At 70.5% G+C, this 23,204-nt stretch carries 21 protein-coding genes; 11 read left to right on the forward strand and 10 right to left on the reverse strand.

Features of this window, described 5'->3' with window-relative positions:
- Positions 1–49 precede the first annotated feature (49 nt).
- From HNP84_RS34110 to HNP84_RS34140, 7 genes are read left to right on the forward strand one after another with little or no spacing between them, the layout of a single operon-like run.
- Positions 50–2,641 carry a CRISPR-associated endonuclease Cas3'' gene (locus tag HNP84_RS34110; RefSeq protein ID WP_185054176.1) on the forward strand — a complete coding sequence of 864 codons (2,592 nt, stop codon included), beginning with the start codon at positions 50–52 and terminating at the stop codon, positions 2,639–2,641.
- 31 nt (positions 2,642–2,672) lie between these two features.
- Positions 2,673–4,529 carry a type I-E CRISPR-associated protein Cse1/CasA gene (casA, locus tag HNP84_RS34115; RefSeq protein WP_281396369.1) on the forward strand — a complete coding sequence of 619 codons (1,857 nt, stop codon included), beginning with the start codon at positions 2,673–2,675 and terminating at the stop codon, positions 4,527–4,529.
- Positions 4,526–5,137, forward strand: a complete 612-nt coding sequence (gene casB, locus HNP84_RS34120) for a type I-E CRISPR-associated protein Cse2/CasB (protein ID WP_185054178.1) — start codon at positions 4,526–4,528, stop codon at positions 5,135–5,137. Before casA ends, casB begins: the two co-directional genes overlap by 4 nt.
- A 20-nt stretch (positions 5,138–5,157) precedes the next feature.
- Positions 5,158–6,444, forward strand: coding sequence for a type I-E CRISPR-associated protein Cas7/Cse4/CasC (gene cas7e, locus HNP84_RS34125; RefSeq protein WP_185054179.1), 1,287 nt, complete (start codon positions 5,158–5,160; stop codon positions 6,442–6,444).
- Positions 6,441–7,190 carry a type I-E CRISPR-associated protein Cas5/CasD gene (gene cas5e, locus HNP84_RS34130; protein WP_185054180.1) on the forward strand — a complete coding sequence of 250 codons (750 nt, stop codon included), beginning with the start codon at positions 6,441–6,443 and terminating at the stop codon, positions 7,188–7,190. The genes cas7e and cas5e overlap by 4 nt, the downstream gene beginning before the upstream one ends.
- Positions 7,187–7,876, forward strand: coding sequence for a type I-E CRISPR-associated protein Cas6/Cse3/CasE (gene cas6e, locus HNP84_RS34135; RefSeq protein WP_185054181.1), 690 nt, complete (start codon positions 7,187–7,189; stop codon positions 7,874–7,876). The genes cas5e and cas6e overlap by 4 nt, the downstream gene beginning before the upstream one ends.
- 4 nt (positions 7,877–7,880) lie before the next feature.
- Positions 7,881–8,201, forward strand: a complete 321-nt coding sequence (locus HNP84_RS34140; protein ID WP_246519089.1) for a type I-E CRISPR-associated protein Cas6/Cse3/CasE — start codon at positions 7,881–7,883, stop codon at positions 8,199–8,201.
- A gap of 235 nt (positions 8,202–8,436) precedes the next feature.
- Here the strand turns inward: HNP84_RS34140 and HNP84_RS34145 are convergent, their stop codons facing one another.
- The 8 genes from HNP84_RS34145 to HNP84_RS34180 form a co-directional block, all read right to left on the reverse strand.
- Complete coding sequence (locus HNP84_RS34145) at positions 8,437–8,997, reverse strand: VOC family protein (RefSeq protein ID WP_221337128.1); 561 nt, start codon at positions 8,995–8,997, stop codon at positions 8,437–8,439.
- A 45-nt stretch (positions 8,998–9,042) separates the two neighbouring features.
- Positions 9,043–9,903 carry an enoyl-CoA hydratase/isomerase family protein gene (locus tag HNP84_RS34150; RefSeq protein WP_185054183.1) on the reverse strand — a complete coding sequence of 287 codons (861 nt, stop codon included), beginning with the start codon at positions 9,901–9,903 and terminating at the stop codon, positions 9,043–9,045.
- A 77-nt stretch (positions 9,904–9,980) separates the two neighbouring features.
- Positions 9,981–10,922 carry an NAD(P)-dependent oxidoreductase gene (locus tag HNP84_RS34155; RefSeq protein ID WP_185054184.1) on the reverse strand — a complete coding sequence of 314 codons (942 nt, stop codon included), beginning with the start codon at positions 10,920–10,922 and terminating at the stop codon, positions 9,981–9,983.
- 43 nt (positions 10,923–10,965) lie between these two features.
- Positions 10,966–11,967, reverse strand: coding sequence for a branched-chain amino acid ABC transporter permease (locus HNP84_RS34160; protein WP_185054185.1), 1,002 nt, complete (start codon positions 11,965–11,967; stop codon positions 10,966–10,968).
- Positions 11,964–12,836 (reverse strand): branched-chain amino acid ABC transporter permease, encoded by an 873-nt coding sequence (locus tag HNP84_RS34165; RefSeq protein WP_185054186.1) that lies wholly within the window; start codon positions 12,834–12,836, stop codon positions 11,964–11,966. The genes HNP84_RS34160 and HNP84_RS34165 overlap by 4 nt, the downstream gene beginning before the upstream one ends.
- Positions 12,833–13,627 (reverse strand): ABC transporter ATP-binding protein, encoded by a 795-nt coding sequence (locus HNP84_RS34170; RefSeq protein ID WP_185054187.1) that lies wholly within the window; start codon positions 13,625–13,627, stop codon positions 12,833–12,835. Before HNP84_RS34170 ends, HNP84_RS34165 begins: the two co-directional genes overlap by 4 nt.
- Positions 13,624–14,415, reverse strand: a complete 792-nt coding sequence (locus HNP84_RS34175) for an ABC transporter ATP-binding protein (RefSeq protein ID WP_185054188.1) — start codon at positions 14,413–14,415, stop codon at positions 13,624–13,626. Before HNP84_RS34175 ends, HNP84_RS34170 begins: the two co-directional genes overlap by 4 nt.
- Entirely contained in the window at positions 14,412–15,638 is a 1,227-nt protein-coding gene (locus tag HNP84_RS34180; protein ID WP_185054189.1) for an amino acid ABC transporter substrate-binding protein, read from the reverse strand. The genes HNP84_RS34175 and HNP84_RS34180 overlap by 4 nt, the downstream gene beginning before the upstream one ends.
- 197 nt (positions 15,639–15,835) lie before the next feature.
- Between HNP84_RS34180 and HNP84_RS34185 the strand changes: the two genes are divergently transcribed.
- Complete coding sequence (locus HNP84_RS34185; RefSeq protein WP_185054190.1) at positions 15,836–16,585, forward strand: helix-turn-helix domain-containing protein; 750 nt, start codon at positions 15,836–15,838, stop codon at positions 16,583–16,585.
- A 41-nt stretch (positions 16,586–16,626) separates the two neighbouring features.
- Here HNP84_RS34185 and HNP84_RS34190 read toward each other — a convergent pair whose 3' ends face one another.
- Complete coding sequence (locus tag HNP84_RS34190; RefSeq protein ID WP_185054191.1) at positions 16,627–18,000, reverse strand: dihydrolipoamide acetyltransferase family protein; 1,374 nt, start codon at positions 17,998–18,000, stop codon at positions 16,627–16,629.
- Positions 18,000–20,147 (reverse strand): alpha-ketoacid dehydrogenase subunit alpha/beta, encoded by a 2,148-nt coding sequence (locus tag HNP84_RS34195; protein ID WP_221337129.1) that lies wholly within the window; start codon positions 20,145–20,147, stop codon positions 18,000–18,002. The genes HNP84_RS34190 and HNP84_RS34195 overlap by 1 nt, the downstream gene beginning before the upstream one ends.
- Positions 20,148–20,389: 242 nt before the next feature.
- On the opposite strand from HNP84_RS34195, the gene HNP84_RS34200 reads away from it, so the two are divergent.
- Genes HNP84_RS34200 through HNP84_RS34210 form a run of 3 tightly spaced genes read left to right on the forward strand, consistent with a single transcriptional unit; the run spans position 20,390 to position 23,108 of the window.
- Complete coding sequence (locus HNP84_RS34200) at positions 20,390–20,917, forward strand: VOC family protein (protein ID WP_185054193.1); 528 nt, start codon at positions 20,390–20,392, stop codon at positions 20,915–20,917.
- A gap of 14 nt (positions 20,918–20,931) precedes the next feature.
- Entirely contained in the window at positions 20,932–21,669 is a 738-nt protein-coding gene (locus tag HNP84_RS34205) for a GntR family transcriptional regulator (RefSeq protein ID WP_185054194.1), read from the forward strand.
- A 29-nt stretch (positions 21,670–21,698) separates the two neighbouring features.
- Complete coding sequence (locus HNP84_RS34210; RefSeq protein WP_185054195.1) at positions 21,699–23,108, forward strand: aldehyde dehydrogenase family protein; 1,410 nt, start codon at positions 21,699–21,701, stop codon at positions 23,106–23,108.
- The last annotated feature ends 96 nt before the right edge of the window (positions 23,109–23,204 follow it).

The raw sequence follows: 23,204 nt of genomic DNA on the forward strand, positions 1-23,204 counted from the left end.
CCCGGTCGGCTGTTGTGGTTGGTCGCGAACGTGGGCATCCTCGAATCCCGTGGATGGCGTTAACGCGGACGCAGGGGACGTTCCGGATCTCCGCGCGCCATGGGCGAAAGTGAAAGACGCGACGAAAAGCCGCTCTGGGTACGTGCACCCGCTGATATGTCATGCCTTGGACACCGCGTCAGCGGCCGAGGCCATCGCGGAGAGCCTGTGCAGAGGGCGGGCCGGGGAACGGCTGCGGACGATGCTGGGGCCGCTCGGCGACCCTGTGCAGTGGGCGGCGGCGCTGTGTGGGCTGCACGATCTGGGGAAGTACGCGCCGACGTTTCAGGCCGTGCGCATCGACGTGGCCCGCAGGCGACTGCCCCCGCAGGCGGTGCGTGACATGGAGCGGCTGGCTCCGGACCGCTACTGGCGTCTCGACGTGCATCACGGCTGGATTACGGCGGTCCAGATGGAGCGGGTGCTACTGAGCTGGGGAGCAAGCCCTCAGGTGGCGAGGGACGTTGCTGCAGTGCTCGGGGGACACCACGGAGTGATCCCGGCGGCGAGCACTGTGGGCCTGGTGCGGGATGGGCAAGTCGGAGAGACGGGCGACCCCCGGTGGGCGCGGTGGCGGGTGGGTTTTGTCGAGGATTTTCTCCAGTTAAGGGGGCTGGAGGTTCGTGGCGGCGCCTGGGCTCAGGTGCAGGCGGATACGGGGGCGATGGTACTGCTGGCCGGGCTGGTGGTGGCGGCGGACTGGGTCGCTTCGGACCGTGACGGACTGCCGCCGGTGGGAGAAGGCGTCGACGTACGCGCTTATGCCGATGGGGTAGGGCACACCGAGTCGGCGAAGATCGCGCGTGCGCAGTGGCAGGTATGGCAGCCACCGAAGGTGTCGTTTGAGGGGTTGTTCGGGCGGGCGCCGCTACCGGTGCAGACGGCGGTGGAGGAAGCGCTCGCGCATGTGGATGGACCTGGCGTGATGGTGGTCGCCGCACCGACCGGTTCGGGGAAGACGCAGGCGGGACTGCTGGCGGCGGCGGCAATGGTGGACAGAATGGGGTTGTCAGGCTTCTACCTGGCAATGCCCACGCAAGCCACCAGTAATCAGACGTACCTTGCCGCGGTCGAGCTCTTGGAACGTACGGGCGCCCAGGCTCCGCTGAGGTTGCTGCACTCATCGGCGGGGGCTGTACTCGCCGCGGAACGAGCCCGCAAGGCAGCGGCGCCGGCCATCCATGCGAGCGGCGTCGACGTGCCCGAGGAGCCCCATCCGAAGGACCCGCCACAGGGCCAGGGGAGGCAGGACAGGGAGGCGAGGGAGTGGTTCGCCGCCTCGAATCGGGGATTGTTGGCCCCAATGGGGGTGGGCACGATTGACCAGTTGCTGCGTGGAGTGCTTCGCGGGAAATTCAACTTCCTCCGGCTGGCCGGAGTCGCGGGGAAGGTGGTGCTCTTCGACGAGGTGCATACCTACGACGCCTACCAATACGCACTGCTGGAGCGGCTGCTGCGATGGCTTGGGTACCTGGAGGTGCCGGTGGTGCTGCAGTCGGCGACACTGCCCGCGTCCCGTTCCAGGGCGCTGGTGGGCAGTTGGCTGCGCGGGGCGCAGGCCGGCGAGCCATCCGACACGGCTGCCGCCGCATGCGTTGCCGGAGATCAGGTGGTGTGGGCGTCTCCTTATGCTCCCGGCCTCCGTGCCGTTCCTGTCAGGCAGACACCTGGCCAGGAAGAGCGCAGTTATCTTCTACGGATGCCGAATCCGCTGCGCGTCGAGGCCGCCACCGCTTGGGAGCGGCGCGTAGAGCAGGCCCTCGATCTCGCGGTAGAGGGCGGCGGGCAATGCGTGGCCGTGGTCCACAACGTTGCAGCGCAGGTTCGCCCGGCCGCCGACGCAGCACGCGCTGAGGTACAGCGCAACCCCCGCTGGCGTGGCATCGAGGTCTTTGAACTGTCCGCGAAGCTGGATAGGGAGGAACGTAGGAAGGCCGACCAGGCAGTGCGGGCGGCATTCGGGCCGCCGGGCGAAGGGGTGGTGCGGCCCCAGGGCGGAGCCGTGGTGTTCGGGAGTCCGCTACTCGCCGAAGGATTGGACATCAGCCTGGATGCCGGAGTGGTGCAGTTGGCCCAGGGCGACCGGATGTTCCAGGCCATGGGGCGCATCCGGCGGCACGGGCGCAGCCAGGGGGACGGCCCGGTGGAGGTACGAATTGCCGGGGTGTGGGAGGAGACCAAGCGCGGCCGCACAATGGTCTGCTTCCCTCCTTCCGCGACTCGCGTCGTGCCCGCGGCGCTGTTGCTGCGTACCTGGGTCCTGCTCCGCGAGTTGGCCATTGAGCAGTCCGGGGATGGGGAAGAGGGACTGATGTCTGCCGACGAGTGGAGAGTGGCGGTCGGGCCCGGCGACATCCGGCGCATGCTTGATGCCCTCTACGGTCCGCGGGAGGCGGTCTGCTGCCCACCCGGCTGGAATCAGCGACAGTGGCGCCAAGCCCATATCGTCTATGAGAACTCTGTATTGCGCCAGCAGGTCATGGCGGATACGAACAGCATTCCAGTTCCGCGTCCCAATCTGAACCTAGCAGAACTGACCTCCGGCGTGGCGACGTGGCGCGGCGCTCGACTCGGCGGCGGATCTGCCGAGAGTCAGACGTGACTTTCGCGAAGTAACGGCGGCGAACGGCGAGTTGTGCCACACTGCCGTTCGATCTCACCGGACTGCGACACCATCGGTACATCGGTCAAGGGGGGCAGAGATCAACGCTGCTACGTTCAACCTACTTTACGAGCCGTGGCTGCCCGTGGTGTGGCACGACGGGACACCAGGCATGCTCGGCATCGTCGATTTGCTGGAGCGCGCGCACCGATTACGCGCACTGGTAAGCGAGGCGCCGCCAGTCACCTCAGCGCTCCACCGGCTCCTGCTCGCCTTCCTGCACCGCTCGCTGAAGCCGACCGACGATGAGCAATGGCACGCACTGTGGAAGGCGGCAGAGCAAGGGGAAGGTTTTCCGAGTGCGAAACTGCGGGCCTACGCCAAAAAGTGGACCGCCCGCTTCGATCTCCTCGACCCGGAGCGCCCATTTCTTCAGTGCCCAGGAATGCCGGTGCCGAACGGCCGGAGCGTGGCGCCGCTGGTCGCATTCCGCGCCCGCGGCAACAATGCCACACTGTTCGACCACACAACCGACGCCGACGGGCTGGAACTGGAGCCCGCAGAGGCAGCCCGCTGGCTGGTGGCCACACATGCTTACGATACTGGTGGTACGAAGCCCCGCCACAACGGCGGCGGCAACGTCACCGCGAGGAACCCGCCCACAACGGAGTTCGGCTGCGTCCTGGTCGTAGCGGACACTTTACAGCGGACCCTGCTGCTCAACCTCCTTCCCTATGATCCCGATAATGGCCGCCCCGCAGGGACTCGGCCCAGCGATCGACCCGCTTGGGAGGCTCCGCCGGACGAGCCGGAAAGCGACACCCGGTCGCCGCATGGCTGGACCGAATTGCTGACCTGGCCGGCGCGCCGTATCCGGCTGGCCCACCGAGTCGATGATCGAGGACGGATCCGCATCCACGGTGCGCAGGTCAGTCCCGGAAGTACCCTGGAACTGCCCGTCCGGGATGTGGAGCAGATGGCGGCCTTCCGCGCCCCCTGGTTCAGCGAGACCGTCGATGAGAACCATGCTGCCGGCGGCGGGAAGCAAGGCGAAGGGACGACGGGGAAGACGAAGCGGAAGAAGGCGTCCACAGGAGACCTGAATCCCGTCCGTCTGGACACCGTTCGCGGCGTGTGGCGGCACAGCCAGGAACTGCTGCTTCCGGCCGATAAACGCTGGTACGTGCAATACACCACGGCAGGCATGAGCCGGTACAGCTTCCCCGACAGCTCTCCGGAGCGGTTACGCACGCGCACCGTGGAGCACCTTGCGGCACGCGCCCGAGACGGGCTGTTCGACGAGGGCACGGTATACACGCTGCGCGTTTTCGGCCAGCAGGTGTCAGGAGGCGGAGCCGGGGCTCTGGCCGCATGGTGTGAGGAGGCCGTCCCCATGCCGGTCGCGCTGCTCCGAGCGGATGATGCGCGGCTCGGCCTGTTCATAGGCCGCGCCGTGGCTCTCGCGGATGACCTCGGCAGCGTGCTGCGCCGAATGGAGCGCGAGTACCGGGCGGACTTCGACCCCGGCTATACGGTCAAGGCCGACGAGGACAAGCATCGGGAAGGTTTTCGCTTCCAGGCTGAGCTGGACTACTGGCCGCACCTGCCCGTCCCCTTCGCAGAACTGCTGCGAGAACTGGGGCATCTGTACCGGCGCCCGGAGCCCGACTCGGCGAAGGTGATCACCGTCTTGGATGCCTGGAAGCGGGGCGTCGCCGAGACGGCCGATCGTGCCGCCGAGCAGTGGCTGCACCACCAGGCCCGCACCGGCCGCACTCTCCTGACCGCTGCCCGCTACTACCAGCGCTATCGGTACGCCCGCAGCCAGGCTCTCAAAGTCTTCGACAGAGCCCTGGCCGGGCACACACCGCCTGAGGACACCCAGTGACTGCACCCGACAGCCCCGCCAATGCACGTGCTGCGCGACGCGAAGCCTTCGTGACCGCCTTATATGGCCTCGGCGACGACCGAGCTCTCCGCGCTCGCATGGCCGAGAGTCTCAGGCGCCCGGAGCCCGATCTTCAGGTGTGTCGCTTCGTCCTCCAGCACGATCCTCCAGAGGCCGAGTTGCAGATCTGGCTGCTCACGGCCGGCCTGTACGCGTACGCAGACATGGGGACGGAAGGCGCGAAGCGCCACCGCTTTGGAACCGCGATGGGGCAGCTTGCCCGCGCGCGGCCCGGCGGCGGGGTACCGGCGCGCTTTCAGGGCTTGCTCTCCGCCGAACCCGCTTCATTGCCCTACTACATGCGCGAGGCAGTGCAACTACTCGGCCAGTCCGGCATCGCCCTCGACTTCCTTCACCTGTTGGAGGACCTGCTAGTCCTGCTGCGGCCGCGTCGTGATGGCAGAGACGATCCGCGCCGCAGCCAGCTTCTGCTGCGCTGGGCCGTCGAGTACGACCGCGCCCTGCACACCCCCGACCATGCCCCTCACAGCGGCGATGCCGATGTGGAGATCCCTCAGCGTCCGCAGCCCCCGGCCGAGTCTTCCTGACCACCGCCACCGGAGAAACCGTGATCATCGAACTCCACCTCCTGCAGTCCTTCCCCGTTAGCAACCTCAACCGAGACCAACTCGGCCAACCCAAAACCGCCCGCTTCGGAGGCGTCACCCGGGCCAGGATCTCCAGCCAGGCCCTCAAACGTGCCGTCCGCGACGACTTCGGCCTCCATGGCCTGCACCAGAACGAACTCGGCATCCGTTCCAAGCGGTTCGCCGAGGAGGCCGCTAGGTTCTTGGTGGACCGGCACGGCAAGACCGAGGACCCAGCCCAGGCGCTCGCCGCCACGCAGCTCGCTCTCCTGGTGCTGTCCATCGCCCTCGATGACAAGGAGCGACTACCGACCTACCTGCTATTCCTCACCCACGGTGCCGCGGAGCGGCTCGCAGCGCTGTGCGACGCGCACTGGCCGCTGCTCTCCCGGACCCTCGCCGACCACGACAAGCAGAACAAGGAGAAGAACGGCAGGGAGGAGAAGCTGACAAAGTCGAAGGTGGAGACCTTGATGAAGTCGAGCGCCCCACTCAAGAAGCTCCGCGCCGAAGTACTCGATAAGTTTCTCAAGCCGGCACAGGCCGTGGACATCGCGCTGTTCGGTCGCATGATCGCCGACCATCCGGAGCGAAACGTCACCGCTGCATCGCAGGTGGCGCACGCTCTGTCCACCCACGGCGTGACCACCGAGTTCGACTACTTCACCGCGCTGGACGACCTGTCTCGTGCCGACGAGACGGGCGCTAGCATGCTCGGTACGCAGGAGTTCAACACCGCCTGCTACTACCGTTACGCCAACCTCGACCTTGACCAGCTCCGCAGCAATCTACGCCCCTTTGCTGTGAACGGCGATCGTGGCCCCCAAGCCGACCCCGCACTTGTCGCTCGCGCGACCTACGCCTGGCTCGCCGGGTTCATCGAGGCCGTACCGCGCGGCAAGCAAGCGAGCATGGCCTCCCGCACCTCCCCCGAGACTTTCTTCGCCGTCATCCGCGAGCGCGGGGCATGGAACCTCGCCAACGCCTTCCTACGGCCTGTCGAGGACGCCGACGACCTCATGGCCGTTTCCACCGAGCGGCTACTGCACCACTACACCAAGCTCACTCGGTTCTACGACACCCACGCCGCCCCGACCAGCATCCTGACCACGCTCGCCGACGGCGTGAGGATCCCCGAGGGAGCCGCCACGCAGAGTCCGGACACCTGCAGCGGGTTCATCTCCGCAGTCCTGAGGGAAGTCGGACTGCCCGATCAACCCATTCCGGGCAGCAGCGGCGTGGATACGGGTGCAGGAGGCGGCCGGTGACGGCCCTCCTGCTCATCCTCGACGCGCCTATGCAGTCCTGGGGCGTGCGCTCTCGCTTCACCGTACGGGACACGGCGACCGAGCCCAGCAAGTCCGGGGTAGTGGGCCTGCTTGCTGCAGCCCTTGGCATCCCACGCGACGCGGACGACCGTATCCGCGCTCTTGCCACCCTGCGCATGGGGGTTCGAGTGGACCGCGAAGGCGTCCTTGCCGAGGACTACCACACCGCGCAAGGTGTGATCCGTGCGAGAGAGAAGCCCTTCCGGGACCGAAAAGACGGACTTCCGCCCACTCCGGCAATGCGCAGCACCCTGAGCGCGGTGGTCTCCCGCCGCGCCTACCTGTCCGACGCGGTCTTCCTCGTCGCGTTGGAGGAGCCACAGTCCCCTTCACATCTCCTCCCAGCGCTACCGGAACTCCACACGGTTCTACGCTCTCCGCATTGGCCCCTCTACCTTGGCCGGCGTTCTTTTGTGCCTGCCAGACCGGTCGTCGACGCCGATCCGGCCGAGGCACTCAGCCCGCTCTCCCTGGATGAGATCCTGCACGCCCACCCCTGGCAAGGCGCCGGGATCGGCCCTCGTCCGCAGCACCTGCGCACCATCATCGACACCGACCCCACCGCTCGCGACGCAGAACTCCGCTACGACTTGCCCGTCTCCTTCCGCAGCGAGGATCGCCGCTACCACCCCCGCTACGTCCGCACTTTCCATGTCCCATGCCCCCAGCCAAGGGCCGCACGATGACCGAGACCCCTTTCACGCCGTCCACGTTCTCTTCTGCCCTCTGGCTGACTCGTATCCGCCTCAATCCGTGGAGCCGCGAGGTCCACCGGGACGTCCAGGACGTCACCGCCCTGCACCGGACCCTTATGCGGCTGTTCCCTTCCAACCTCGGAGAGGAGGCCCGTCGCGAAGCCGGCCTCCTGTTCCGGTACGAACGCCGTGACCGCGAACATGTCGTGCTCCTGCAAAGTGCTCTTCGCCCCACCTTGGACCGGCTCCCGGACCAGTACGGCGAAGCGCTCACCAAGTCTCTCGCCCCACTCCTCGACCGGCTGCACAAGGGGACCGTGGTGCAGTACACCATCACCGCGAACGCCACCCGCCGCCGCAGCGGCCTGAGTCCAGACGGAAAGCCGGCTGGTACGCTCAGGCCACTTCATGGCCCAGAAGCCGAGGAGTGGTGGCGCCGTCGCGCTGAGACCGCCGGCCTCGCCGTACACACCGCTGACTCGGTCAGTCTGCCCGACGCCGTGGGCGACCGCCGGGATCGTGCTGGTAAGGAGCACCGTATCCTCCACGCTCGCACCCGTTTCGACGGCACAGCTACCATCACCGACGCCGCACTCCTCGTCGAGCACCTCCGCACCGGCATCGGCCGCGGCAAGTCCTACGGCTGCGGCCTACTCTCGGTCCACCCCGCGACCTGACATCATGCACGCAGGTCTCCGGCAGGATTCGCCCCCCATACCTGGGGAGTACGGCCAAGATCGTCGCTTGGGGGAAGAGGTGGCCGAAGAGTGGTGGAAGGCCAAAGCGGAGGCCGCTGGGCTGATTCTGCGTACCTTGATCTCCAGCTCCATGCCTGACATCCGCGGTGTCGGCGAGGATGCGGTACAGCACGCGGCGACCCGCTGCGACGGCGTCGCCGTCATCAAGGACGCGGAGCTGGTACGCGCCGCCGTCCGGGCCGGGATCGGCCGGGGCAAGGCGTACGGCTGTGGCCTGCTCAGCCTCGCCCCCATGGCGACCTGATGGCGCGGGGCACACCGTCGGATGCGCGGCGGCGGCTCGGCCGCCCGCCCCTGGCCATGCTGCCGCGCATCGCCGACTCACTTGCCCCGTGTCGTCTTGGACGACGCGGACGCACACCCCGATCCGGTCGCTGCCAATGGTGAAAGACGGCTTCGACACCGGCCGCGTGGCCTGGAGCGAGATCCCCGGCATCCTCGCCCAAGGCGAGGAGTACTGCCGGGACGCCGGGGCGGTGTCACTCGGAGCCGTCGGCGGTGCCGGGGCGGGGCACGAGTGTCGGCGGGGTCAGTTGCCCCGGCTGGGGCCAGTTGCCGAACACCTCGGCGTAGCTGTGGCTCATGATCTCCAGCACGGTGCCCCACGGGTCGGTCGTGTACGCCAGCGTCCAGGGACGCCCCGGCACGAACTCGTACGGCGGCGCGATCAGCGTGCCGCCGGCCTCGACGACGCGGTCCACCATGTGCCGGACGTCGGGGTGGGTGAGGCACAGGTGCCACTGGCCGCGGTCGAGGTAGGGCACCCGCTCCTCCCGCGGCCCGTGCACCGGCGGGTCGATGAACTGGAACAGCTCGATGCCCACGGAGTTGCCGGTGAGCAGGTGCGCCTGCCAGGCGCGGCGGAACCGGGGGCCGAACACCGCCGCGGCCTCCCCGTGCCCGCCCGGCTCCAGCACCCGCGGGCCCATGATGCAGCGGAAGCCGAACACCGCCTCGTACCAGTCGATGGCGGCGTGGACGTCGGGGACGGTGAGGCCGATGTGGTTGACGGCCAGGGGGACCTGCGGGGTGTCCGGCATGGAGATCTCCTTTGTGACGCGGCGGTCCGGCGGGTGGCGGCGGGGTCAGTCGAAGGGCGTGCGGCGGCCCTCGCGCACGTAGCTCCCGGCCTTGGAGATGTGCTCGTCGCTGTGCACCGACCTGCCCTTGGCCAGGTGGCCGAACATCTGGATGCCGAAGCCGCCGTCGAGGTCGTCCACGATGCGCTTCTTCCACGGCCGCCGGATGATCTGCGTCGTCAGGCGCCGGACCGTACGCGGCTGGCTCATGATGTGGTCGGCGATGGTGTACGCGCGGCCGACGAGCTCGGCGGCCGGCAGGATCTCGTTCACCATGCCGTACTCCAGCGCCGTGCGCGCGTCGATCGACTCGCCCGTCAGCAGCGCGTACGCCGCCCGCTTCACCCCCAGCAGCTCCTGGAAGCAACTGTGGATCCCGTCGCCGGGCACGGAGCTGATGCCGTAGTGCAGGTCGTAGATGCGCGCGTCGTCCGCCATCAGCGTCAGGTCGCACATCAGCAGCACCTCGGAGTGGTACCCGTCGCCGTTGACCAGGCCGATCGTCGGGATCTCCAGGTCGTTGACCAGGCTGCTCACGTTGACCCGGCCGTCCTTGTAGGCGTACTCGTACGCCCAGTACTCCAGGTCCTCCTCCTCGATCTCGAACCCGGTGGGGTCGGAGCCCATCATCCAGTCGGGCCCGGAACCGGTGAGGATGAGCAGCTCGTTCTCCGGGTCCGCGCCGGCCGTCTTGAGGAACTGGCCGAGGGCCCGGTGGTTCTGCACGCTCAACTGGACGGAGCCGCCGCGGGTGTGGGCTCGGGCGAGGAGCACCCCGTCCTCACGCCGCTCCATGGTGAAGAAGTCCTTGAAGTGCTCCTTGTACTCCTCGAACTTCGGGGTGGGGAGGAACTCCTGCAGTGACATGCTCGTCTGCCTCCGTTATGTGGTGGGTTGGGCAAGGCGGGGGCTTTGGTGTTTCAGGCGGTGTTTCAGGCGGTGTCTCAGCCGGGGTTCTTGCCGGAGTCCTGGTCGCCGGCGGCGCGGCGCCGGGTGACCTCGGCGACGCAGGCCCAGTCCAGGTCCGCGCCGACCTGCTCGACCGCGGCCTCGAAGACCTCGCGCAGGACCGGGCCGGTGGGGAGCGGGACCTTGGCGTCCTCGGCGGCGCCGAGGGCCAGCATGAGGTCCTTGAGCCCGAGCCGGCTGGTGAATCCGGGGGGCGTGTAGGCGCCGGCGGCGATCGCGCGGCCGTAGCCGCCGTACACCGGGCCGGGGAACACGGAGTCGTTGATCAGCTCGACGAACCGCTCCCCGTCCAGGCCGTGCCGTTCCAGCAGGGTGATCGACTCGGCCAGGGCCTGCAGCGCGTGCACGATCATGTAGTTGACGGAGATCTTGGCGACGACGGCCGACGGCGCCTGCGGCCCGAAGTCCCAGACCCGCCGGCCCATGGCGTCGAGCATCGGCGACACCGCGGCACGGGCCCGCGGCTCGCCGGACGCGAGGATGGTCAGCCTGCCCGCGACGACGGCGTCCGGGCGGCCGACGACGGGGGCGCTGACGTACCCGTGGCCGCTCTCGGCCGCCGCCGCGGCGAACTCGCCGGCCGCGCCAGGGCTGATCGTGGCGTGGTTGACGTGGATGAAGCCCTCGGGCGCGGCGCGCAGGCGCTCGGGCGTGACCACCTGGCGCACCGCGTCCTCGTCGCTGAGCATCGAGAACAGCATCCCGGTGGCGATGGCGTCCTCCGGCCCGTCGCCGGGGGTGGCGCCGCGTTCGGCCAGCTCGTCGACCTTGCTTCTGGTCCGGCTCCACACCGTGACGTCGTAGCCCGCCTCAAGGAGGCGCGCCGCCATGGCGGACCCCATGTGCCCGAGCCCGGCGAAGCCGACGCGGCGGGGCGTCGCGGGTCCGGAGCCTGAGGTCGTGGTGGTGGTGTTCATGGGTTCCCTCCCTGTTGTGCCTGTGTGGTGTGGTTACCCCTGGTCAGACGCCGAACCGGCGGCCGCGGGCCCGGCGGGTCAGCCGGGTGATGCCGCGCGGGGCCAGCAGCGCCACCGCGATCAGGAGGAGACCGAAGATGAGCTGGTCCCAGACGCCCTGCAGCCGTACGAAGAGCTGCGTGGCGAGGAGCTGGGTCAGGACCGCGCCGGCGACGGGGCCGTACCAGGTGCCCTTGCCGCCGAGGATCACGGCCACGACCACCGCGAGCGAGACGCGGAAGTCGAAGGTCCCCGTCGGCTCGATGTAGAGCGACTGCGCCGCGTACAGGGAGCCGGCGGCGCCGGCGATGGCCGCGCCCACCGCGAGCGCCACCACCTTGAGCCGCAACGTCGGCACGCCCAGAACCTCGGCCGCGTCCTCGTCCTCCCGCACGGCCACCAGGGCGCTGAACCACCGCGTCCTCTCGCTCACCCAGCAGATGGCGACGCTGACGGCGGCGAGCGCCAGGAAGAGGAAGAAGAACAGCCGCGTGGACGCCCCCAGGGAGTCCGCGACCGGCGGGAGGAACAGCCCCACGGACCCGCCGGTGATCTCCAGCACGTTCGCCAGCTCCCTGGCCGCCAGCGTGAGCACGAACGTGGCCACCGCGAAGTAGTCGCCGCGCAGCCGGAACCCCGGGATGCCGATCAGGACGGAGACGCCCGCCGCGACCAGCGCGGCGAGGGGGATGGTGACCAGGGCGTTCACGCCGGTCCCGGTCACGGCGATCGCGGTGGTGTAGGCGCCGATCCCGAGGAAGATGACGGTGCCGAAGTTCAGGTATCCGGCGTAGCCGCCCAGGAGGTTCCACCCCTCCGCGAGCGCGATGTACATCAGGACGGTGCTCGCTATGCGCAGGCCGGCGATGTCGCCGGTGACGGCGCCCCAGACGCCCGTCGCGGCGAGAAGCGCGAGCGGCGCCGCGACCTTGAGCGCGGGGTGCCGCAGGGCGGCCGCGGCCGCGTGCCACCGGGGGCGTACGGGCGCGTGGGTGTGGCTGTTCACAGGGCTCGCTCCTTCGCGGCGGACAGGCCGCCGCCGCGCGCGACCATGGCGAGGACCAGGAGGCCGTAGACGACGACGGAGACCCAGGTCAGCGGCAGCAGCTCGTTGAGCACGGCCTGGCCCATGCCGAGCGCCAGGCCGCCCGCGGCGGCGTTGACGACCCCGCCCGTGCCGCCGACCAGGACGACGATGAAGGCGTAGGCCAGCCACTGGGTCTGGGTCTGCACGGAGAACGGGAAGACGCCGGCCAGGAGGACCCCCGAGGACGTGGCAAGGGCCATGCTGATGCCGAAGACGACGGTGGTGTAGCGGTCGGCGTTGACGCCGAGGATGCGCGCGGCGTCGGGCTGCTGCGACAGGGCCTGGACCGCCCGGCCGAACATGGTGAACCTGATGACCGCCCACATGACGAGGAGGAGGCCCGCGGCCGCGGCGGCGGCGACCGCGTAGTCGGTGCGCACGGTCACGCCGGCGAACGAGGAGAGGTGCTCGCTGAAGCTCAGCGACAGGGTTCGGGTGTCGCTGCGCCAGACCTGCACCGCGATGGCCTGCAGGAGGAGCATGGCCCCGAAGAGCACGAGCAGGCCCGACTCCGGCGAGACGCGCTGGGCCCGGCGCACCAGGCCCACGTGCATGACGACCCCGGCCCCGAACCCGAGGGGGATCGACAGCGCGAGCGCGACGCCGACGGGCAGGCCCCAGGTCCGGACGACCTCGAAGGCGAGGATGGACCCGCCCACCACGGCGAGCCCGTGGGTGAGGTTCAGGATGCCGAGCACGCCCAGCGACAACGTCATGCCGAGCCCGACCAGGGTGTAGATCATCCCGAGCAGGACGCCCACCGTCACCACCTGTGCCACGGCGGTCATGACGCGCCTCCCCGGGCCGCGCGGGCGGACGGGGCGTCGCCGCCGGCCGACAGCCAGCTCCTGACGAGCGCGTCCAGGTCGGCGCCGAGTTCGCGGGAGGAGCCCGAGGAGACGCACCTGCCCGACTGCAGCACGTGCACCACGTCTGCGATGGCGAGCGCGGGCCTCAGGTCCTGGTCGACGAGGACGACCGTACGCCCCTCGTCGCGCAGCGCCTCCAGCTCCTGGTACATCGTGGCCGCGACGGCGGGCGCCACCCCGGCGGAGGGCTCGTCGACCAGGACCACGGCGGGGTCGGGCACCAGGGCGCGCGCCAGCTCCAGGATGCGCTGCTGGCCGCCGGACAGGCTGCCCGCCGCAGCGCCGCGCTTGCCGGCGAGGACGGGGTAGCGGTCGAACAGCTCCTGGATCGTGCGTCGCGCGCGCCGCCTCTCGCGCCGGATCGGCCAGGCGCCGACCAGCAGGTTGTCGTACACCGACATCGCCGGGAAGACCGAGTGGCCCTGGGGGACGTAGCCGATGCCCAGGCCGCTGCGCAGGTGGGGCGGCCCGGCGCCGATGGACGTCCGCGAGGAGCCGTCGATCAGCCAGACCTCGCCCCTGCTCGGGCGGAGGAAGCCCGCGAGCACCCGCAGCGCGGTCGACTTGCCCGACCCGTTCGGGCCGATGATCACGCTGATCTTCCCGGCGGGGGCGTGCAGGCTGAGCCCGTCGAGGATCGGCTGGTCGGCGAAGTACTCGGCGGTCACCTCGTCGAGCGCGACGGCGAGGCCGCGAGGGCGAGTGGTCATGCCGCTCCTTCCAAGGGGGCGCCGAGGTACGCCTCGATGACCGACGGGTTCGCGCACACCTCTTGCGGCGCGCCCTCGACGAGGACCTCGCCCTGGGCCATGCACACGAACCGGTCCGAGAGGGACACCAGGTCGGGCACCTCGTGGCTCACCACCAGGAACGCCGTGCCCAGATCCCCGGCGGCGCGCTGGATCTGGGCGTACAGGGCCTCCTTGACCACGGGGTGCACGCCCGCGAACGGCTCGTCCATCAGCACGACGGCCGGCCGCTGGACCATGACCCGCGCGAACTCGACCAGTTTGCGCTGGCCCCCGGACAGCTCGCTCGCCACCCGGTGGGCGAACCCGCCGAGCCCGGTCAGCTCGATCCACTCGTGCGCCCGCGCCGCCATGCTCCTGGCGGCGGCCGGGCTCACCCGGTGTGCGACGGGGACGTACATGTTCTCCAGGACCGTCAGGGTCGAGAACACCCGCGGGTTCTGGAACGTGCGCCCGACGCCCAGGGCGGCCACCGCGTGGGCGGGCTTGCGGGCGATCTCCCGGCCGAGCAGCCTGACCGATCCCTTGCCTGGCCGGATCGCGCCGCAGAGGAGGTTGATCGTGGTGGTCTTGCCGGACCCGTTCGGTCCGATCACCCCGAGGACCTCGCCCCGGTGGAGCCGCAGGCCGACGTCACGGACCGCCTGGACGCCGCCGAACCGCCTGGAGAGGCCCTCGGCTTGGAGAACCGGGCCGTCGTGTGTCTCGCGTGTCGTCGGCGGCCGTCGTGTCTCGTGGCCGCGCCTCACCTGGACACCGCCAGGTCGTGGTCGGCCAGGTCCGCCGGCCAGATCGGGAAGGTCTTCCCGCCGATCGTCTGCACGATGACCTGGGAGTAGGGCACCGTGCCGTTGGGGTTGAACTTGATCTTGCCCACGGCGGTGTCGAAGGTGTGCGAGTAGATGTACTCCCGCAGCCGGTCCTGGTCGGTGGTGCCGGCGCCCGCGATCGCCTGCTGCACGACCTGCAGGGTGGAGTAGGCGACGATCGCGTACGCCGGGATGACCTCTTCGCCACGCGATCTGGACAGGGCGGCCAGCTCGTCCAGCCCTTCGAAGCCCTGGCTCGGCCAGGCGGTCGTGGTGCCGAGCACGCCCTCGGTGGCGGCCCCGACCTCCGGCCAGGTCGGCAGGGTGCTCACCTGGGACCCGCAGGCGCACGTCAGCTTGGGAGCGAACTGTTGCGTGTGCGCGGCCCGCAGGATCCGGACCGAGTCCTCCGGGAGGCCGAGGACGAGGAACAGCTCGACGCGCGCCGCCTTGGCCGAGTTGATCGCCGAGGTGAAGTCGGTGGTGTCGGAGCTGTACTCCTCGTTGTAGACGACCTCCATCCCAGCGTCCTCGGCGTAGCGGATCGCGCCGTTCTCGCCCTTGTGGCCGTCGCGGACCGCCAGCGTGAAGGGGTTGTTCAGCGTCAGGATGCCGACGCGCGACGGTCGCCGATCCGCGGGCAGGGACTTGACCGCCTCGAAGACTCCGCGGGTGTACTGGCTCTCCATGTACGGATATGTCCCGACCATCCACCCCTTGGCCTCGTCCGAGAGCGGCTCACTCGGGAACCCGCCGTTGAAAAGGATCTTCCCGCCGGAGCGGGCGAGCGGGACGATCGGGGTGCCGACGTAGGTGGAGTACGGCGCCAGCAGGATGTCGACCTGGTCGGTCGTCAGCAGGGACTGGTACAGGGTCTGCGCGGTGGCGGGGGTGCTGTCGTCGTTCTTGATGATCATCTCCACCTTGCGGCCCGAGATGCCGCCGGCTTTGTTCACCTGCGCGGCCCACATGTCGTAGATGGCCTTGTACTCGCCCGCCGGGCCCGCGAGCGCGCCGGTCAGGCCCAGGGTGCCGCCGATCTTGATCGGTCCGTCCGGCTCCTCCGCCGCGTCACCGCCGGCGCAGGCGGACAGCGGGAACGTGCCCAGCACCACGGCGGCGACGACCGCTCGGCGGGCCGCTTGGGTGTACCACTTGGGCATGGGGGCCTCCTGTTTCGAGACGTGACCGCGGTCACCCCTTGTGTGCGCCTACATGAAACGCTGTGTGCAGCACTACTGTCAAGGTGTGGCTGTGAGGTGAATGAAGCTGCACTTTGTTTACTGAAACGCCGCATGACAGAATGTCGTCCGGGCAGGTGGACGCCTGCTTCCGTCGAGATGTGCAACTGGAGGAAACGATGTCGACCGAGACGTCGGTGGCGGAGGACGCGCTCGGCGCCGGCGGCGAGGAACCGGCCGGCCCGGGGCTCGGGCTGGGCGTCCGCCTGCGCCGGGTCCGGACCGAGCGTTCGCTCTCCGTCCGCGAGCTCGCCCGGCGTGCCGGATGCTCTCCCAGCCTCATCTCCCAGATCGAGCGCGGGCACAGCGCCCCGTCGGCCCAGGTGCTGTACGCGCTGGCGAACGAGCTGCGCGTCAGCCTGGACTACCTCTTCGGCTTCGGCGAGGTGACCCCGGCGGCCAGGGCGGGCTCCGATCACGACCCCGCCACGCCCGCAGAGCGCGGCAGAGAGAACGACAGGCAGCGCGACGATGGCGTGTCCTACGTGACCAACGCCTGGGGGCGGGCCAAGGACTCGTCCGGCACGGGCATCATCCAGCGGGCGCAGAGCCGCCGGCGCATCGAGCTGTCCAGCGGCGTCCGCTGGGAGCGGCTGACGCCCGACGCCGACGGGCTCGTCGACTTCCTCGAAGTCGTGTACCAGCCCGGCGGGCACTCGAGCGACAACCACAAGGCGGTCCGCCACGAGGGACGGGAGTACCTGCTCATCCTTGAGGGCACGCTGCACGCCGACATCGGCTTCGAGACCTACGCCCTGCACGCGGGCGACTCGGCCGCCTTCGACCCGCTGATCCCGCACCAGTTCCGCAACGAGACCGACCAGGTGGTCCGGGCCCTTTCCTTCATCGTGCAGACGGACAACGGATAGCCCGCCGGCCGCGGCTTCCCTGAACGCCGCGGCCGGCGGGACTACAGGAGGATCCTCATCGGGTTCTCGATGATCTTCTGGAACGCCCGCAGCCAGCGGGCCCCGAGGGCGCCGTCGAGCGCGCGGTGGTCCACCGAGAGGGTGACCGTCATCACCGTCGCCGCGCCGACGGCGCCGTCGTCGCCGACGACGGGCCGCCTGCTCGCCGCGCCGACGGCGAGGATCCCCGAGTGGGGCGGGTTGATGATCGCGGCGAACCGCTCGATCCCGTACATGCCGAGGTTCGAGACGGTGAACGACCCCCCTTCGAGCTCGGCCTGCTTGAGCCGCCCGGCGCGGGCGCGGGCCACCAGGTCCGCTGCGGTACGGCTGACGTCGGTGAGGGAACGCCGGTCCACGTCGTGGATGACCGGCGTGACCAGGCCGTCGTCGAGCGCGACCGCCACCGCGATGGAGACCGGGCCGAACCTGCGGATCGCGTCCGGCGTCCAGATCACGTTCGCCTCCGGCACCTCCTGGAACGCCGCGGCGGCCGCCTTGACGACGAAGTCGTTGACGGACGGCGTGACCGAGGTGGCCGCATCCTCCTTGATCGTGCGGCGCAGCTCCAGCAGGGCGTCCACCCGGCAGTCCGCGACGAGGTAGAAGTGGGGGACCGTGTTCTTGCTCTCGGTGAGCCGGCGGGCGATGGCCCGGCGCATGCCGCTGTGCGGGATGTCGGTGTATCCGGCTGCGGGCGCAGAGAGCGCTCCGGGCGCGGGGGGCGCCGGTGCTGCGGGCGCGGGGAGCGTCGGCGCTGCGGGCGCGGGGGGCACGGGGGCCGCCGGCGCTGCGGGCGCTGCCGGCATGGCCGCCACGGCCCGCTCGGTCCCGGCCCTCTCGGTCCCGGCCGGCTGCGCGTCGTGGCCGGGCGCGGGAGCCGTGACGCCGGCGGGCTCGGCGGGGCGTACGTGGCGGTCGAGGTCGCGGCGCACCACGCGGCCCCCCGGGCCGGTGCCGGTCACCGTGGCGAGGTCGATGCCCCGCTCGCGCGCCAGCTTGCGTACGAGGGGGGTGGCGAACCGCCTGCCCGGCCGCTCGGCCGTCACGGCAGTTTCAGGCACGGCCGGCTCGTCCCGGTCCTCCGGGTCGGCCGCGGCGCCGCGGGCCTCGGCCAGCGCGGCCTCGGCCGACTGGCCGGGGTCTGCGAGCACGAGGATCGGCGTGCCGACCGCGACCTGTTCGCCGTCGCCGACGAGCAGGCCGGCGACGACACCGGCGCGATCGGCCTCGAAGTCGACCGCCGCCTTGTCCGTCTCGACCTCGGCGATCGGCTGGCCGGCCGACACCTCGTCCCCGGGCGCGACGTGCCAGGCGAGCAAGGTGGCCTCGCCCATGCCGGTGAGCACCTCCGGCATCCGGATGACGGCCGCCATCACACGGCTCCGATGGCGGCCCGGCACCGCTTCAGGGCCGCGACGATGTCGTCCACCTGCGCGATCGCGGCGGCTTCGAGGACGCGGGAGATGCTCGGGCTCGCCTCGGCGCCGGTGACCCGTTCCACCGGCAGGTCGAGCCAGTCGAAGTAGCGGCGCTGGATCTCGTCGGCGAGCCACCCCCCGTACGACGTGCCGCGCGCGCCCTGCTCGACGATGAGCACGCCGTTGGTCTTGCGGACGCTGGCCCCGATGGTGTCCCAGTCGATGGACGCCCGGTCCAGCCAGCGCAGGTCGATGAGGTCGGCGTCCACCCCCGCCTCGTCGATGGCCTCGGCGGCCCGGTGCACCATGGACAGGTAGCTGATCACGGTGAGCTCGGAGCCGGTGCGTCGCAGCGCGGCCCGCCCGAGCGGCAGGCAGTAGTCGAGGTCGTCCTCGGGCACCTCCTGGCGCGCCCTGTAGAGATCGACGTGCTCGATCACCAGGACGGGGTCCTCCAGCAGCATCGCCGTGTTGAACAGCCCGATGTAGTCCGACGCGGTCGACGGAGCGACGATCCGCCAGCCCGGACTGGTCGCGAAGATCCCGGCCGGGTCCATGAGGTGCTGCGAGCCGTAGCCGGTGCCCATCGCGACCTTCGTGCGCAGGACGAGCGGGACGTTGTTGTGCCCGCCGAACATGTGCCGCGCCTTGCCGATCTGGTTGAACACCTGGTCGGCGGCGACCCAGAGGAAGTCCGGGTACATGAACTCGATCACCGGGCGGAAGCGGCCGTCCAGCGCCATGCCGGCGCCCAGGCCGGCGAAGGCGTTCTCGCTGATGGGCGTGCCCAGGACCCGGTCGGGCGCGACCTGCAGCGCCTTCTTGGTCACCCCGTTGGTGCCGCCGCCGAGCCGGTGCACGTCCTCGCCGAGGACGATCACCCGCGGGTCGGCGGCCATCCGCCGCCCGAGGACGTCCGAGGCGGCGTCGATGAAGCGCACGGTCTTGCGCGGCCCGTCGTACGCGGCCGGGTCCAGCGTCCGCGCGCCCGCCAGCGCGCCCGCATCGCCGCGCAGGCCGTCGTCCACGGTCGCGGGGTCCGGCCACAACTCCGGGCGGATCCTGCGCTTGCCCCCCGCCTCCGGGTCTGGCTCGACCAGCTCGCCGGTGACCTGCCGCATCGCCTCCTGCGCCTGCTCGCGCACGCCCCGGGCCGTCGCCTCGTCGAGCAGGCCGAGGTCGCGCATCTCCCGTTCGAGCTTGACGATCGGGTCACGCAGACGCCACTCGGCCTCCTCGTCCTTGGTCCGGTAGCCGAACGCGCTGCCGGCGTAGGCGCCGTTCTGGTGGAAGTAGCGGTAGACGTCGGCCTCGATGATCACGGGCCCGTCTCCCGCGCGCATGATCTCCTCGGCCTGCCTGGTGGCCAGGTGCACCGCGAGCGGGTCCATGCCGTCGACCTTCCACGAGGGGATGCCGAAGCCGAGCCCGCGGGCCGAGAGCCGGTCCTCGCGGGTGACCTCGCCGACCCGCGTGGCGACCGCGTACAGGTTGTTCTCGATGAACAGGCACAGGGGCAGGTCCCAGGCGGCGGCGAGGTTCATCGACTCCAGGACGCCGCCGATGTTGACCGCGCCGTCGCCGAAGTAGGTGACGGTGATGTCGTCGGTGCCGGCCCGCCGCTGGGCCCAGGCGTTCCCGGCGGCCAGCGGGACGCCTCCGCCGACGATCGCGTTGCTGCCCAGGGCGCCCGCTTCGAGCCACTGCAGGTGGATCGAGCCGCCCCGCCCCCTGCTGAAGCCCTGGGCGAGACCGAGGATCTCGGCCAGCGTGCGGCGCAGCAGCGTGCGCACGTCGTCGTGGACCAGTTCCGCGAGGTCGGCCTTGCCGCCCGTCAGGTGGGTGAGGGCCTTGGCGAGGAACTGGTGGTGGCTGCGGTGCGAGCCGTTGATCGCATCGGAGGTCCGCAGCCCGATGGCCGAGCCGACGGCCCCGCCCTCCTGCCCGATGCTCGAATGCGCGGGCCCGTGGACCAGGCCCTGCGACGCGAGTTCGAGCACGGTCTCCTCGAAGGCCCGGATGAGGTGCAGTTGCCCCAGCATGCCGCTCAGCAGGGCAGGGTCGGCCTCCTGCCAGTCGGACTTGGTCGCGCTGAGGTGCACCCATGGGCGAATTGCCGCCAAACGTCGTTTTCGTGGCATCAGCTTCCTCACCGCCGTCGATTGCCGCCGACGCGCCGTTCGCCGCGTCGGAGACTCGCAATCTACGCACGATCGGATCCAATCGCAAGACGTATCCTCGGAAAACGGCCCTTGACAGCGGGATCTGCGGTCGTAATGTATCCAATGGGGCCGCCGCCCGCTGTGGGCGGCGGCCCCAGCCGACCCACCGGAGGAGGAGATCCATGCCACTGCCCGGCTTGCGCGGGACCGAGCACATCGGGTTCACCGTGCCGGACCTGGACGAGGCGGACGCCTTCCTGGTCGAGGTGCTCGGGTGCCGGCGCGTCTACGAGCTGGGCCCGTTCGCGCACGAGCACGACGACTGGATGCGGGAGCAGCTCAACGTCCATCCGCGCTCGGTGATGCGCAGGCTGCGCTTCTACCGCTGCGGGTTCGGCTCCAACTTCGAGGTCTTCGAGTGGGAGCCCGCCGACGGGCAACGGCCGCCGCCGCGCAACAGCGACATCGGCGGGCATCACATCGCGTTCTACGTGGACGACCTCGACGCCGCCGTCGCCTACCTGCGGGCTCGGGGCGTACGGGTGCTCGGCGAGCCCGTCGCGAGCGCCAACGCCAGCGCGGGACAGAGATGGATCTACTTCCTGTCGCCGTGGGGGATGCAGTTCGAGCTGGTCAGCTTCCCCGGCGGCAAGGCGTACGAGGCGGGCGCGCCGGTGATCCTGTGGGATCCGACCCGCCCGGCCCGTTAGGCATGCTGTACTCCATGACCGACAAGCACCCGGCCGGCGCCCCGGTGACATCCCCGGGCCCGGAAATCGCGACCAGCGCCGACAGCGCGCGGCACGGCAAGGCCAGCCGGCGCATCGCCGACGGTCTGCGGGCATCGATCCTGTCGGGGGAGCTGCCTCCCGGCAGCAGGATCCGGCAGGAGGAGATCGCGGCGCAGTACGGCGCCAGCCGCATCCCGGTGCGCGGGGCCCTGAGCATCCTGGAGGCCGACGGCCTGGTGCGGCTCGTCGCCAACTCCGGGGCCTGGGTGGCGCGGTTCAGCCGCGGCGAGTGCGAGGAGTTCTACCAGATCCGCGAGCACGTCGAGCCGCTGCTCCTGCGCGCGAGCCTGCCCGGCCTCACGCCCGAGATCCTCGACCGGATGGACGACCTGGCCGAGGAGATGGCGCACACGGGCCGCGCCGAGCACTTCCTGCGGCTCGACCGCGAGTTCCACGCCCTGTCCTACTCCGGAGCCCGAACCGTCGTCCTGCACGAGATCGTGCAGCGGATGTGGAACATGACCCATCACTATCGGCTGATGTTCACCCAGGTCTTCCTGGAACAGCGCAGCACGATCGTCCACGACGAGCACCGGATGCTGGTCCGGGCCCTGCGCGAGGGCGACGCCGACCAGGCGGACCTGGTCGTGCGCGGCCACATCCGGCGTACGCGCCTGCAACTCGCCCAGCACCCGGAGCTGTTCGACGTCCTGCCCTCCGGGCCGGACTGAACCCACTCCGCGAAGAAAGGCCCTTTCGCATGACGACCGCCACCCAGCCGCCGACCGCGCCCCCGATCGCCGTGACCGACCCGGCGACAGGTCAGGTGGTCAGGAAGGCCGCCGCGCACACCCCGCCCGAGGTCGAGCGGCGCGTACGGGCGGCGCACGACGCCGCCCGCGTCCTGCGCGGCACCGACTTCGCCACCCGTGCCTCATGGATGCGAGAGTCGGCCGCACTGCTCGAAGCCGACGCCGCCGACGTCGCGCGCGCCATCGTCACCGAGATGGGCAAGCCGATCCGCCAGGCCCGGGACGAGGTGGCCAAGAGCGTGCGGACCATGCGGTTCTACGCCGGCCACGCCGCGGCGTTCCTGGCGGACACGCCGCTGGAGGCGCCGGAGAGGGTGGGGGCGCGGCGGGCGCTGACGCGCTACCAGCCGCTCGGCGTGGTCCTGGCGGTCATGCCGTGGAACTACCCGATCTGGCAGGTGATCAGGTTCGCGGCCCCCGCGCTGATGGCGGGCAACGCCGGCCTGCTGAAGCACGCGCCGAACGTCCCGGACTCGGCGCTGTACCTCGACTCGCTGTTCGCGCGCGGCGGGTTCCCGGCCGGCGCGTTCGGCGCGCTGCTGGCCGGCTCGGACGTCGTCGAGGGGATCATCGCCGACCCGCGGATCGCCGCCGTCACCCTCACCGGCTCCGAGGGCGCGGGCCGCGCGGTCGGCGCGGCGGCTGGGCGCGCCATCAAGAAGGCGGTGCTCGAACTCGGCGGGTCCGACCCCTTCGTCGTGATGCCGAGCGCCGACGTCGGGAAGGCGGCCGCGACGGCGCTCGCCGCGCGGATGAACAACAACGGCCAGTCCTGCATCGCCGGCAAGCGCTTCATCGTCCACACCGACGTCTACGACGAGTTCGCCGGCCTCTTCGCCGAGAAGATCGCCGCCCTCACCGTGGGCGACCCGTTCGACGAGGCCACCGACATCGGCCCGATCGCGACCGCCCGGGGCCGCGACGAGCTGGCCGCGCAGGTCGACGACGCCGTGGCGCACGGCGCGCGGGTGCTGGCCACGGCCGCCACGCCCGCGGACACCGCCGGCTGGTACTACCCGCCGACCCTGCTGGAGGGCGTCGGGCCGGAGTGCCGGCTGTTCCGCGAGGAGGCGTTCGGCCCGGTCGCGGTCCTGTACCGGGCGCGCGACGAACAGGAGGCGGTCGCGCTGGCCAACGGCACGCCGTACGGGCTCAGCTCCTCGGTGTGGACGAGCGACCCCGAGCAGGAGCGTCGCATGATCGACGCCCTGGAGGCGGGTGCGGTCTTCGTCAACGGCATGTCCGTCTCCTATCCGGAGCTGCCCTTCGGCGGGATCCGGAACTCGGGCTACGGGCGCGAGCTGGGCCCGGCCGGGATCCGCGAGTTCTGCAACATGAAGACCGTCTGGATCGCCTGACCCTCACCCCTTCCGGCCGGCGGCGCCCCGCTCGGTGAGTTCCCTGCCCAGGGGCGTAAGGGAGACGGCGTGAGGGAGACCAGGACGGCGCGGCCG

This window comes from Thermocatellispora tengchongensis (genome assembly GCF_014202315.1).
GTDB lineage: Bacteria > Actinomycetota > Actinomycetes > Streptosporangiales > Streptosporangiaceae > Thermocatellispora > Thermocatellispora tengchongensis.

Excerpts from the sequence above, each read along its gene's own strand:
- cas6e (WP_185054181.1), top strand. The coding sequence starts at position 7,187 with ATGACCGAGACCCCTTTCACGCCGTCCACGTTCTCTTCTGCCCTCTGG.
- HNP84_RS34140 (WP_246519089.1), top strand. The coding sequence starts at position 7,881 with ATGCACGCAGGTCTCCGGCAGGATTCGCCCCCCATACCTGGGGAGTAC.
- HNP84_RS34145 (WP_221337128.1), bottom strand. The coding sequence starts at position 8,997 with ATGCCGGACACCCCGCAGGTCCCCCTGGCCGTCAACCACATCGGCCTC.
- HNP84_RS34150 (WP_185054183.1), bottom strand. The coding sequence starts at position 9,903 with ATGTCACTGCAGGAGTTCCTCCCCACCCCGAAGTTCGAGGAGTACAAG.
- HNP84_RS34155 (WP_185054184.1), bottom strand. The coding sequence starts at position 10,922 with ATGAACACCACCACCACGACCTCAGGCTCCGGACCCGCGACGCCCCGC.
- HNP84_RS34165 (WP_185054186.1), bottom strand. The coding sequence starts at position 12,836 with ATGACCGCCGTGGCACAGGTGGTGACGGTGGGCGTCCTGCTCGGGATG.
- HNP84_RS34170 (WP_185054187.1), bottom strand. The coding sequence starts at position 13,627 with ATGACCACTCGCCCTCGCGGCCTCGCCGTCGCGCTCGACGAGGTGACC.
- HNP84_RS34180 (WP_185054189.1), bottom strand. The coding sequence starts at position 15,638 with ATGCCCAAGTGGTACACCCAAGCGGCCCGCCGAGCGGTCGTCGCCGCC.
- HNP84_RS34185 (WP_185054190.1), top strand. The coding sequence starts at position 15,836 with ATGTCGACCGAGACGTCGGTGGCGGAGGACGCGCTCGGCGCCGGCGGC.
- HNP84_RS34190 (WP_185054191.1), bottom strand. The coding sequence starts at position 18,000 with ATGGCGGCCGTCATCCGGATGCCGGAGGTGCTCACCGGCATGGGCGAG.
- HNP84_RS34200 (WP_185054193.1), top strand. The coding sequence starts at position 20,390 with ATGCCACTGCCCGGCTTGCGCGGGACCGAGCACATCGGGTTCACCGTG.
- HNP84_RS34205 (WP_185054194.1), top strand. The coding sequence starts at position 20,932 with ATGACCGACAAGCACCCGGCCGGCGCCCCGGTGACATCCCCGGGCCCG.
- HNP84_RS34210 (WP_185054195.1), top strand. The coding sequence starts at position 21,699 with ATGACGACCGCCACCCAGCCGCCGACCGCGCCCCCGATCGCCGTGACC.